This is a genomic window from Variovorax sp. MHTC-1 (genome assembly GCF_003984645.1).
Lineage (GTDB): Bacteria > Pseudomonadota > Gammaproteobacteria > Burkholderiales > Burkholderiaceae_C > Variovorax.
The window spans coordinates 1-11,900 of sequence record NZ_RWKI01000001.1 but is presented as its reverse complement, the minus strand read 5'-3'; the positions used below and the strand labels follow the sequence as shown (position 1 = coordinate 11,900).

Genomic DNA, 11,900 nt, shown 5'->3' with positions numbered 1-11,900 from the left:
ACACGCGTGTCAATCCGATGGCAGTTGCGTGACTTGCAACCATCAGGGCCGGCTTTCGGCGTCTAATGCCGACGTTTTGCCAACTGGAGTTTTTTCATGGCCGCCGAAGTCCAAGTCAGGGTCGAGGTCGAAACCCGTCGCCACCAGATGTTTCCCGTGCTGGGCGCATCCTGCATCGAACGCATCAGGCGCTTCGGCAGCGTGCGGCACTACGCACGCGGGGACTGCCTGTTCCGGGCCGGCGAGCCCGGGCCGGGGATGTTCGTCGTGCTGCGCGGCATCGTGGCGATCACCCAGCGCGACGGGCTCGGGCGCGTGGTGCCGATCGAGCGCCAGGGCCCGGGGCAATTTCTGGCCGAGATCGCGCAGCTCTCCGGCCGCCCCGCCCTGGTCGACGGCCACGCCGAGGACGATGTCGAGACCCTGCTGGTGCCGCCCGACCAGCTGCGCGCGCTGATCATCGCCGAGGCCGACCTCGGGGAGCGGCTGGTACGCGCGATGATCCTGCGCCGGGTGGCGCTGATCGAATCGGGCAGCAGCGGGCCGGTGCTCATCGGGCCGCCGCAGTCGGCCGCGCTGCTGCGGCTGCAGAACTTCCTGCGCCGCAACGGCCATCCCTACAACGTGGTCGACGCGACGCAGGACGCGGATGCAGCGGCACTGCTGGAGCAATACGGCGAGGCGGAATTGCTGGTGGTCTGTCCGGACGGCGCCGTCCTGGTCAATCCCACCGACAACGCGCTCGCGCGCTGCCTCGGCATGGTCGACACCATCGAGCATGGCGAGCTGTTCGACGTGGTGGTGGTCGGCGCCGGCCCTGCCGGCCTTGCGACCGCCGTCTACGCCGCCTCCGAGGGCTTGCGCGTGATCGTGGTCGACTGCCGCTCCTTCGGCGGCCAGGCGGGCGCGAGCGCGCGCATCGAGAACTACCTGGGCTTTCCGACCGGCATCTCCGGCGGCGCGCTCGCGGGCCGCGCCTTCGTTCAGGCGCAGAAATTCGGCGTCGAGATGCTGATCCCGGCCGAGGTCGCCTCCATGGATTGCAGCGAGGCCGAGACCAAAGAAGAGCTCACCGTCCAGCTCACCGACGGACGGCGCCTGCGATCCCGCACCGTCGTGATCGCCAGCGGCGCGCGCTACCGCCGGCCCGAGGTGCCGCGCCTGGCCGAATTCGAAGGCCGCGGCATCTGGTTCTGGGCCTCGGCGCTGGAGGCCAAGCTGTGCGCGCAGCAGGAGGTGGCGCTGGTCGGCGGCGGCAATTCGGCCGGCCAGGCCGCGGTGTTCCTTTCGCAGCATGCCGCCAAGGTCAACGTGCTGGTGCGCGGACCCTCGCTGGCCGCGACCATGTCGCGCTACCTGATCGACCGCATCGAGGCCACGCCCAACATCGAGCTGCACCCGCATACCGAACTGGTGGACCTGCACGGCGACCCGGCCTCGGGGTTGAACGGCGCCACCTGGCGCTGCCGTCGCACGGGCATCGAAGAGCAGTGCCCGACGCGCAATATCTTCCTCTTCATCGGCGCCGTGCCGGAAACCGACTGGCTCGAAGGCTGCGGCGTCTCGGTCGACAAGCATGGCTTCGTGCTGACCGGCGAGGCGGCGCGCGGAGGCTTTCCTGCCAGGCCCGCCGCTGCGCTGGAAACCAGCGTTTCCGGCGTGTTCGCGGTGGGGGACGTACGCTCCGGTTCCGTCAAGCGGGTCGGCGGCGCGATCGGCGAAGGCGCGGCCGTGGTCGCGTTGATCCACAAGCACTTGGCGCCGAGCGCGGTGGCCACCTGAGGCCCGAACGGGCCGCGTCCTGCAGAAAAAGCCACCGGCCGCTATGCTGGCCGGCCCAGTCTCTTTCCCCTGGAACGCAGCCCATGCCTCAAGCTCCCATCGACGTCTATTCCTGGCCCACGCCCAACGGCCACAAGATCCACATCATGCTGGAGGAGTGCGGCCTCCCCTACCGCGCGCACCCGGTGAACATCGGCAAGGGCGACCAGTTCGAAGCCGGGTTCCTCAAGATCAGCCCCAACAACAAGATTCCGGCCATCACCGACCCCGAAGGACCGGACGGCAAGCCGATCTCGCTGTTCGAATCCGGTGCGATCCTGGTCTACCTGGCCGGCAAGACCGGGCAGCTTCTTCCCGCAGGCGACCGTGCGCGCTACGAGGTGCTGCAGTGGCTCATGTTCCAGATGGGCGGCGTCGGCCCGATGCTCGGCCAGGCGCATCACTTCCGCCTGTACGCGCCCGAGAAGATCGCCTACGCCATCGACCGCTACAGCAACGAGGCGCGGCGCCTCTACGGCGTGATCGACAAGCAGCTGGCCAGCAACCGGTTCATTGCCGGCGAGACCTACTCGATCGCCGACATCGCCATCTTCCCGTGGCTGCGCAGTTGGGAGAACCAAGGCATCGTGCTCAACGAGTTTCCGCACCTGAAGAAGTGGTTCGAGGGCATCGCCGCCCGGCCCGCAGTGCAGCGCGGCGTCAAGGTACTGGCCGATCTGCGCCAGCCGATCACCGGCGACAAGGAGCGCGAAATCCTGTTCGGCAAGACGCAATACGCCAAGCACTGAGAAAGGCCTGCTTCGCGCAGGCTAGAATCGCAGGCTTCGTCGGGGTGTAGCGCAGCCTGGTAGCGCATCTGGTTTGGGACCAGAGGGTCGAAGGTTCGAATCCTTTCGCCCCGACCATCAGAAAATGAATGCCGGCAAGGACCTTGGTCTTTGCCGGCATTTTGTTTTTCGGTAAGCGCGATGTCCTCACCCCCTTGTCGGGCCGACCGCCTTCATCCAGCTGCGCGACAGCTACGGCGCGAACAACGTGTATCTCGGCGCGGATAAGGTGCGCAGCTTCACCAGCGCAGCCGGTACGCCGGACCCGGTGGCCACCGCGGCGGCGCTGGACAGCCTCCCCTCAAGCAATGCCATGCCCAACGCGGTGGCCTTCCTGCGCAGTGACTTCGCGGCGGGCGATGGCTTCAACCAGATGTCGGTGGACATCCATGCGTCCGGCACAAGACCGCGGCGCTGGAGGACAGCGGTTTCATATGCGGGGCGGCCATTGACCGGCTGCGCATCGCCGCCTGCGCACCCGGCAGCGCATCTGACAAAGAACCTCGGGGGCCCTGACGAGCAGGCGGAAGGCGGCTGCACGCCCGAGGGGGAGGACGCGCCACCTGGGGCCAGGTCTTCGGCTCCTGTGGCCGCATCGACGGCAACGGCAACGCCGTCAGGCTCAAGCGCGACATCGGCGGTTTCGTCGTCGGTGCCGACCCGGACGTGAGCGCCGGGCGGGCTGGCGCGGGCGCCCTGGCCGGCTACAGCCGTGCCAGCACCGACACCGATGCGCGCAACAGCGGCGCCAAGACCGACACCAGCCGCTCGGTCGCCTTCGCCGGCTTCGCCGACAGCGTCTCGGCCAAGTACGACAGCACCACCATGAAGCTATTCGCCACCCTGGCCCACATGCGCGTGAAGAGCGATGCCTTTCGAGCGCGGCAGCCCCGGCGGCGCTGTACAGCGACGCTGAACTGGGCGTTCTGAGCAGTGCAGGCACAGCCCAATTCAATTTCCTCAGAGCTGATCCACTTGTCGCTGCGCTGCAACAGAGCCCAGCCCCTGTTCAGGGCTTTGAGTATTTACGACTTACGAGCAAGTCGTGTGGATGGCTGACCCGCGGCATCATCACAAGTAACAACATGTGATGAAAGGGTCGATGAAATCCAGCCATGCCGACAGGGCAACTCGCAACAACAAATCCCTCCAACAAGAGCGCCTGGTTCGTGCATCTCGGCCCCTCGCGGCAGCGACACCCCAAAGGCCTCCATCCCCGCTTCTGTGATTGCGCTGGCGGTGCCTTCATGGCCGCAGTGAATGAGTGCGGCTCGGACACTGCCGGCGCGAGCTTGGCCCGCTGCAGCGACGCAAGCCACAGGCATTCACCAGCAACTCGCCTGCCCGCCCGCAGGCGCGCAGATCAGCAGCTTTTCGAATTTGTCTTCAGAAGGAAATAAATCAAATGAACCATGTGTTCCGCATTGTCTGGTCCAGGGCCCTAGGTACCTGGGTGGTCGCCTCGGAATCGGCCGCGCAGCGCGGCAAGAGCGGCAGGGATACCCGCCGATGCCAGGCACTACTGGCAGGCGTTGGCGTCGTTGCTGCGGCCCTCTGCGGCTGGTCGTCACCGGCCAGCGCACAAACATGGACGGGCACGACGAGCAGCGACTGGACGGTCGGAAGCAACTGGTCCGCCGGCACGGTGCCGACCGGCGACGTGACGATCAGCACGAGCACGCCGAATCCCTCCGTGCTCGGCGTCTCCGGCCCGGCCACCGCGACGATGGGCATCCTGACGATGGGCACGACGGCGTCGAGCTCGAGCGCGCTCACCATCCAGAGCGGGAGCACCCTGACGTCGGTGGCGGCAGGCACGAACATCATTGGTCAAGCTAACGGAGCCAATGCCACCGTCACCGTCACGGGTCCGGGCTCGGCCTGGTCTACCGCCGCCACTGTCTTCTTGGGGTTTGGCAATAGCGCTACGGCCACCCTGAACATTGCCGATGGCGCCGCCGTCAGCGCCAGCTCTCTGAATTTGGGGCAGGCTGGGATCGTAAGCGGCAACGCGGTGCTGAATATCACCAGTGGCGGCACCCTCACCACCACGGGCAACGCGGCGATGTTCAGGAGGGGCGGAAACAGCACCGCCAACGTTTCCGGCGCCGGCTCGCAGTGGAGCGTGGGCGGATCTCTGATAGTCGGCAGCGGCATTACCAGTGGCTCCTCCGGCATCAGCGTACTGAACGTGGACAACGGCGGCGCTGTGACAGTCGCAGGCCCTGTCAGCATTGGTGGGGTCAGCCTCAGCACCAGGGGACTCGGTGCGCTCACGCTCACGGGCGCTGGCTCGCAGCTGAGCAGCGGCGGGGCACTCAACATCGGCCAGTGGGGCACGGGCACGCTGACGGTGTCCAACGGCGCGGTGGCCACTGCCAGCACGGTGACGCTGGGTGCCAGCGTGTCCGGAAGCGGCACGCTCAACCTCCTCGGCGGCAGCACGCTGGCGTCGCAGGCGCTGACGGGCGGCACTGGCGTGATGCGCCAGGCCAACTTCGACGGCGGCACGCTGCGCGCGACCGGCAGCAACACGGCCTTCATTACCGGCTTTGGCGGCACCGAGCTCAACATCGCCGCAGGCGGGCTCACCCTCGACACCGCCGGCTTCGATGTCACTGCGGCCTCGCCCTTCTCCGGCGTGGGTGCGCTGACCAAGACCGGCCTCGGCACGGCGGTGCTGACCGGCGACAACAGCTACACGGGCGGCACGACGATTTCGGCAGGCACGCTGCAACTCGGCAATGGCGGCGCCTCGGGTTCGATCACGGGTGATGTGGCGAACAACGGCACGCTGGCCTTCGACCGCTCCGATGCCTACACCTATGGCGGCCGGATCTCCGGCACGGGCGCGGTCAGGCAGATCGGCACCGGCACGACCATCCTGACCGGCAACAACACCCATACGGGCGGCACGGCGATCGATGGCGGCACGCTGCAAGTGGCCGGTGATGCCAACCTGGGCGATGCGAGCGGTGCGCTGTCGTTCGATGGCGGCACGCTGCAGAACACCGCCGCCTTCGGCTCGGCCCGCGCGGTCACGCTCGGCACCGGCGGCGGCAGCTTCCAGGCCGACACCGATCTCGCGCTGTCCGGCGTCATCGGCGGAACCGGGGCGCTCACCAAGACCGGCGACGGCACCTTGATCCTGTCCAGTGCCAACACCTACACCGGCGGCACCACCGTCAGCGCCGGCACGCTCCAGATCGGCAACGGCGGCACCTCGGGTTCGATCACGGGCGATGTGACGAACAACGGCACGCTCGCGTTCAACCGCTCGAACCGCCTGGACTTCGACGGCGCGATCTCGGGCGCGGGCGCCATCCGCCAGATCGGCTCGGGCTTCACCAATCTCACGGGCAACAGCGCGGCGTTCACCGGCACCACGACCGTGGAAGCCGGCACGCTCGCCGTCAACGGCGTGCTCGGCGGCAGCGCCAACGTGCTCGCGGCAGGCCGCCTGCAAGGCTCGGGCACGGTCGGCAACCTCACCGTCGCAGGCACCGTGGCTCCAGGCAACTCGATTGGCACGCTGACCGTCAATGGCAACTACTCGCAAGCCGCCGGCTCGACCTACCAAGTGGAAGTCGGTCCTGCGTCCACTGTCTCCGACCTGATCCATGCCACGGGCAGCGCGAGCGTCGCCAGCGGCGCAACCCTCCAGGTGGTGCGCACCAGCAGCGCCGGCTACAGCCTTGACAACCGCTACACCGTGCTCACCGCCGACGGCGGCGTCACCGGCACCTACAGCCTGAAGGGCGATACCCAGTCCGCCTTCGTGCAGCTGGTCGATAGCTACGACGCTAACCACGTCTATCTCAGCGCCCAGAAGGTGCGCAGCTTCACGGACGCGGCGGCCACCCCCAACCAGGTGGCAGTTTCGACGGCACTGGAAAGCCTGCCGGACGACCACGGCCTGGTCCAAGCGGTTGCCTGGCTGCCCAACGACTTCGCCGCGCGCGATGCCTTCAACCAGCTGTCGGTGGACATCCACGCCTCCAACAAGACCGCGATGCTGGAGGACAGCCGCTTCGTGCGCGAGGCTGCCATCGACCGGCTGCGCACTGCGGCCTGCGCACCCGGCAGCGCATCGGCAGCACCGCAACAGCCAAGTGAGGGCTGCACGCCCGCGGACAACCAGGCCCGCACAGCCTGGTCCCAGGTCTTCGGCTCGTGGGGCCACATCGACGGCAATGGCGATGCGGCCAAGCTCAAGCGCGACATCGGCGGCTTCGTCGTCGGCGCCGACACCGGCGTGGGCGCGGGCTGGCGCGTGGGCGGCCTGGGCGGCTACAGCCGTGCCAGCGCCGACACCGACGCGCGCAACAGCAGCGCCAAGACCGACAGCTACCACCTGGGCCTGTATGGCTCCACCCAGTGGGGCGCCACCGCGCTGCGCCTGGGCGCCAGCCACAGCTGGAACAAGACCGACACCAGCCGCTCGGTGGCCTTCGCCGGCTTCGCGGACAGCGTCTCGGCCCAGTACGACAGCACCACCACCCAGCTCTTCGGCGAGGTGGGCCATCGCATCGAGGCGGGCACGGTGGCGCTGGAGCCCTTCGCGGGCCTGGCCCACGTACTCGTGAAGAACGATGCCTTCTTCGAGCGCGGCGGCCTGGCCGCACTCTACGGCGAAGGCGGCAGCGTCGATGCCACCTTCACCACGCTGGGCCTGCGCGCCAGCGCCCAGCTCGGCACTGCCACGCGGCTGCGCGGCATGCTGGGCTGGCGCCATGCCTTCGGCGACACGACGCCCACGAGCACGCATGCCTTCGGCGGCAGCCTGCCCTTCACGATCGCAGGCGTGCCGCTGGCGAAGAACGTGGCGGTGCTGGAGGCGGGCGTGGAGACGCAGCTGCGGCCGAACCTGACGCTAGGAGCGTCCTATTCGGGCCAGTTCGGCGACGGGCGGCAGGACCATGGGTTCAAGGTCAACCTGAACTGGGCGTTCTGACATCTGCTTCGAGCCGAGCCAGTGCGCCATCCTCGAGCGGTCTCATCAGGTACGTGGCGTCGAGGTGCGCCGCGTCGACTGCTGACGGCACAGCACCTCCAGCAACCGTGGATCGACGCCGGGGGCGCTCACGCTGCCAGCCTCTGCAGCACTGGGTCTGCCCGCAGGCTCCAGGGCAGCAGTTCCTCGATGCGGTTGATCGGGTGCTCGGCGATGCGCGTGAGCACCTCGCGCAGGTACGCTTCGGGGTCCAGCCCGTTAAGCTTGGCTGTCTCCACCAGGCTGTACAACGCGGCCGCCCGCTCACCGCCATCGTTGGAGCCCATGAACAGGTAGTTGCCTCTTCCCACGGCAACTCCGCGCAGCGCCCGCTCGGCAGCCGAGTTGTCGATCTCGATGCGCCTGTCATCCACATAGCGCGTCAGCGCCTGCCAGCGCGCCAGGCTGTAGCGCGCGGCCTTGGCCAGCTCCGACTTGGCCGATACCCGCGTGAGCATGCCATGCAACCAGTCGTGGAACTCGGCCAGCGGCGGGCCGGCTCGGGCTTGGCGAAGCTGCTTCCTGATCTCGGGCGGCCGGCCTCGCACGTCTGCCTCGATCTCATACAGCGCCTGGATGCGTCGCAGGGCTTGGGCGGCCAGGCCGGTCTCATCCGGCGCTCTCGGTACAACTCCCACCAGGGGCGTCGCGCATGAGCCCAGCAGGCTGCCTCGGTCAGCCCCCCGCTGTCGTAAAGGCCCCAGCGCCGCCGGTGATGGCCATTGGCTACTCAGCCGCAGAGATCCGGCTTTATCTGGTTCGCCGACGCCGAGGACGTTGATCGTCATCGCCGTTGCGTTGGCCGAAGGGCACTTACCTAGGATCGCCCCATTCTTCGCGCGCGACTTCAGTGGGGTTTCGTGCGCCATGCCGGGCATACAGTTCCGCGGCGGCCTCTGCCGTTTGCGTCACGTCGGCGCAGCCTTCCGCTAGCCGTGCCCACTCGGCCACAAAAGCACAGCGCCACTCTTGTTGCGGATATGGATGCGTGCCGAGCACGTCGAACGGCGATTTCTGCTGCCGGGCCATGGTTCCTCCTCGTCTTAGAAGGCAGCGGTCTAAAAGCGCCGTCTTGCCGTAAGGCAATAGTAAGGGAATGCTGGCATAAATGTGAACTTTTCGCATACTTACGCAGGCGTGCATTTATATGGCTGACCACTAGAAGGATGCCCGGCGGAGTCCGATCCGCACGTCCTCCTAGCGGCCGGGATGGCTCGCGATATCGCTGCCGGGCATCATCTGCCTGGCCCGCCGCCACCGCCACCTGGCCCGCCGCCACCGCCACCTGGGCCGCCGCCACCGCCACCGGGGCCGCCACCACCGCCACCGGGGCCGCCACCACCGCCACCGGGGCCGCCACCACCGCCACCGGGGCCGCCACCACCGCCACCGGGGCCGCCACCGCCACCGGGGCCACCACCGCCACCGGGGCCGCCACCACCACCGGGGCCACCACCACCACCGGGGCCACCGCCACCACCGGGGCCACCACCGCCGCCTGCTCCACCGCCTGCACCACCGCCGCCTGCACCACCGCCACCCGCACCGCCACCCGCACCGCCGCCGCCTGCTCCACCGCCGCCTGCTCCACCGCCACCTGCACCACCGCCGCCCGCACCACCGCCACCTGCACCACCGCCGCCCGCACCACCGCCACCTGCACCACCGCCGCCCGCACCACCGCCACCCGCACCGCCACCCGCACCGCCACCGCCCGCACCGCCACCGCCTGCACCGCCGCCGCCTGCTCCACCGCCACCCGCACCACCGCCGCCCGCACCGCCACCACCACCGGCACCAGCGCCGCCGGGGCCACCGCCGCCTGCACCAGCACCAGGACCTCCGCCGCCGGCGCCACTACCGCCGGGGTCCGCGCTGGCAATTCCAACGGTCCCACCTCCTCCCGAACCTTTAGAGATGACAGCCGAGCTGGCCGCGCCAGAAAAACCAGTTGTTCCGGGTGGCGACCCTGAGCCTCCGAGCTGGGGCGATCGCACCAGCTGACTCGATTGCCTGACATTGAAACAAGGTGCCTCTCCAAAGGGGTTGTATCGATCGCAGGCGGCCAAGCCCCTTGGTGCCGCGGGAGGAGCGGCGGCTTGGAGCCGTGCATCTGAGCGCCCCCTGGGCCGCGCATCGCTCACGCTGGGGCGCGAATCAGCAACAGGCGGTCTCGCCAACGCAATCGCCGGAGCCGGAGCCGGAACCGGAGCCAACGCCGGAGACGGAGCGGTGGGCGGGTCGGCCTTGGGAGTTCTGCTCTCGAGGGGCAGCTGAACACTCGGCCTCGGCGCTGGGGCCGGCGCCGGCGCAAGCGCCGATGCTCGCGCTGTTCTGGGCGAAATGCGCACCGTCATCACGGTTGTGGGAGCCGGCTGGGGAACGAGATCGTCTTGGGCGACCGAGTCAGTCGGTGCAGGCTCGGAAGGCAGGCTCGGTGAAGTCGGCTGCGATTCGGGCTGCTCTGTGTCTTCCCTCGCCTGCGTGCCCGATCCGGTGACAACCACTGTTTGGTCCGCGGGTTCCGCCGGCGGCGGAGCAATGGCCATGGTCTGATCCGCAGGGGCTACAGGCGGCCGAGGAACAGTTTTCACCGCACGGTCCACGGCGTCAGCTGAAGGCGGCGTAGAAGCTGCCGTCGATGAGTCCCCCGGCACGACAGAGGGCTGCGGAGAAGCCGCTTCCATTCGTTCCGCAGGCAAGCTGGCCGACTGCAACAGGGACGAGACCGCGCTCGAAAGCGTCGGGCCGCGCGTCGCGTCGCGACCCAGATACCAGAAGACGAACGCTCCATGCAATAGCGCCAGGACAATCAACAGCCAGACGATGGAAACATCGACGCCGTGCGGCACCGGGATAAAGCCGATGCGTCTCGGCGCTTTCTGCTCAAGAACAGCAGCGTTCAAAGGCAATAGGGAGCGCGGCGCGGTGTGCATCCAGCGCGGCTCGCTCACGGTGGTGTCGAACGTCGTCGTACCCGAGCGGACGCCCGAAAACTTTCCGGCACAGCCGCAGCAATATCTGGCGCGGTCCCTGTTGGGCGTATGACACGACTCGCAAAACTTCGTCATACCGACCTTCCCCCGGAGGACAGCGGGCGTTACGGAATAGGGATGAACTTTGTGATGATCACGAGCGAATTGATCACGACCCAAAAAGCCACGAAATCCAGCGCCCATGCCCGTTTGCGGATGAAACGCGATGGCTTGGATTGCGGTACTTGTTCGCCCGAATTCCTGCATGCATAGAAGGCCGGCAGCTTGTGCGAGCAGCATTTGCAGAAGCGCGCGGAGCCCATGTTGATGGTGCTGCAGGCCTCGCAGATTTCTGCCGAGGTCGTGCCTGCTTGCAATCTTGCGAGATCGATGAGATTGCCGAAGGCAATGCTCGAAGACGGAGCCTTGGTCTCGGCAACAAATACGGCAGCGGCTGTCATTGAGGCGCTCCTGGACGAAGGACGGTTGCAGGATTGGTGACAGCGCGCGCTTCGCGCAAGCGCTGCGCTTTGGCTTGAGCGAGGCTTCGCCCCAATCGGTGTTCTGCGACGGCGAGCCTTGCGAACATCAGCAGATCGGTGTCGTTCGGGCCGGCGCCCGAACCTTCGATTTGCTTTCGGAACGCTCGAACGATGCGGCTCTGTACCGCTTTGCGGACTCGCGCCGCGGCGGCCCGTGCCCTCCGGGCGCTCATCTCGCAAGGTTCGATGGACCTTCGGGCCGGCGCGTTGCGGCGCCGCAGCGCAGCGAGACGGCGCCTCTTTCTCGCTAACCGACCCTTTCTGCGTGTGACAGACTTTGACATTTCGCTCTCCTACTACGGCGCCGCAGATGTGAAGGCTTCACATTTTTACTACTCTTGTCTTATAGTGGCGAGGACTTTGTTGTAAGACTTCTCCTGATGTCGCTGTCCAATTGGTAACGGGGCGTTAACGCTCCATTTCACCTCCTCCGAGGATTCATGTGTCGCACAAAACACTGCGCGTGCTGTTCGAGATCAGGCTGCGCTGGAGCGACAAGGTGCGGCAGGAAGGTCCTACCCGTGTCGACGACGGCTTGTGGGTTCCTGACACGCCCAGCGCCAGAGAGAAGCTCGAGCAGGCGGCAGCCTTGGGAAACAGACTTTATGGCCCCGAAACTCACTGGATCGAAAGACGCCAAGCGTGATCAAGCCCGGCATCGGTTGATCTGCGACAGATGACGCAGACGACAGAAAGCCAACTTGCCTGGGTCCTGGCGGCTTGCGCACGCGTCATGCGGCCGTTGGTCAGGCTCGCGCTGGCCTTCGGTGTCAAGCATCCC

The 11,900-nt window shown here is 67.4% G+C and carries 9 protein-coding genes, 1 tRNA gene and 2 pseudogenes; 8 read left to right on the top strand and 4 right to left on the bottom strand.

Annotated elements, in window-relative coordinates; translation table 11 throughout:
* The first annotated feature begins 96 nt into the window (after positions 1-96).
* From EJI01_RS00050 to EJI01_RS00040, 3 genes are all read left to right on the top strand, one after another.
* Entirely contained in the window at positions 97-1,782 is a 1,686-nt protein-coding gene (locus EJI01_RS00050) for an FAD-dependent oxidoreductase (protein ID WP_126835084.1), read from the top strand.
* Positions 1,783-1,865: 83 nt separating this feature from the next.
* A complete protein-coding gene (locus EJI01_RS00045; protein WP_126835083.1) occupies positions 1,866-2,570 on the top strand; it encodes a glutathione binding-like protein in 705 nt (234 codons plus the stop codon).
* A 40-nt stretch (positions 2,571-2,610) separates the two neighbouring features.
* Positions 2,611-2,687 (top strand) — tRNA-Pro (locus tag EJI01_RS00040).
* Between the two features lie 114 nt (positions 2,688-2,801).
* Here EJI01_RS00040 and EJI01_RS29170 read toward each other — a convergent pair.
* Positions 2,802-2,996 (bottom strand): hypothetical protein, encoded by a 195-nt coding sequence (locus tag EJI01_RS29170; protein ID WP_260602249.1) that lies wholly within the window; start codon positions 2,994-2,996, stop codon positions 2,802-2,804.
* A 147-nt stretch (positions 2,997-3,143) separates the two neighbouring features.
* Here EJI01_RS29170 and EJI01_RS29165 point away from each other — a divergent pair, with 147 nt between their 5' ends.
* The 3 genes and pseudogenes from EJI01_RS29165 (at position 3,144) to EJI01_RS00030 (ending at position 7,563) form a co-directional block, all read left to right on the top strand.
* Positions 3,144-3,539: an autotransporter domain-containing protein gene (locus EJI01_RS29165; protein ID WP_260602291.1), complete on the top strand. Its 396-nt coding sequence runs from the start codon at positions 3,144-3,146 to the stop codon at positions 3,537-3,539.
* 475 nt (positions 3,540-4,014) lie between these two features.
* Positions 4,015-4,518, top strand: a pseudogene (locus tag EJI01_RS29630) (ESPR domain-containing protein); the annotation flags it as partial.
* Between the two features lie 105 nt (positions 4,519-4,623).
* The gene (locus EJI01_RS00030; protein ID WP_185878796.1) at positions 4,624-7,563 is read left to right on the top strand and encodes an autotransporter domain-containing protein; all 2,940 of its coding nucleotides are present in this window, start codon (positions 4,624-4,626) and stop codon (positions 7,561-7,563) included.
* A gap of 128 nt (positions 7,564-7,691) precedes the next feature.
* Here the strand turns inward: EJI01_RS00030 and tnpC are convergent.
* Positions 7,692-8,299: pseudogene (tnpC, locus tag EJI01_RS00025) on the bottom strand (IS66 family transposase); the annotation flags it as partial.
* A 150-nt stretch (positions 8,300-8,449) separates the two neighbouring features.
* Entirely contained in the window at positions 8,450-9,490 is a 1,041-nt protein-coding gene (locus tag EJI01_RS29560; RefSeq protein WP_185878765.1) for a hypothetical protein, read from the bottom strand.
* 938 nt (positions 9,491-10,428) lie between these two features.
* Between EJI01_RS29560 and EJI01_RS00015 the strand changes: the two genes are divergently transcribed.
* Entirely contained in the window at positions 10,429-10,650 is a 222-nt protein-coding gene (locus tag EJI01_RS00015; RefSeq protein WP_126835081.1) for a hypothetical protein, read from the top strand.
* A 52-nt stretch (positions 10,651-10,702) separates the two neighbouring features.
* Here EJI01_RS00015 and EJI01_RS00010 read toward each other — a convergent pair whose 3' ends face one another.
* The gene (locus EJI01_RS00010; RefSeq protein WP_126835080.1) at positions 10,703-11,038 is read right to left on the bottom strand and encodes a hypothetical protein; all 336 of its coding nucleotides are present in this window, start codon (positions 11,036-11,038) and stop codon (positions 10,703-10,705) included.
* Between the two features lie 544 nt (positions 11,039-11,582).
* On the opposite strand from EJI01_RS00010, the gene EJI01_RS00005 reads away from it, so the two are divergent.
* The gene (locus tag EJI01_RS00005) at positions 11,583-11,765 is read left to right on the top strand and encodes a hypothetical protein (RefSeq protein ID WP_126835079.1); all 183 of its coding nucleotides are present in this window, start codon (positions 11,583-11,585) and stop codon (positions 11,763-11,765) included.
* Positions 11,766-11,900 lie beyond the last annotated feature (135 nt).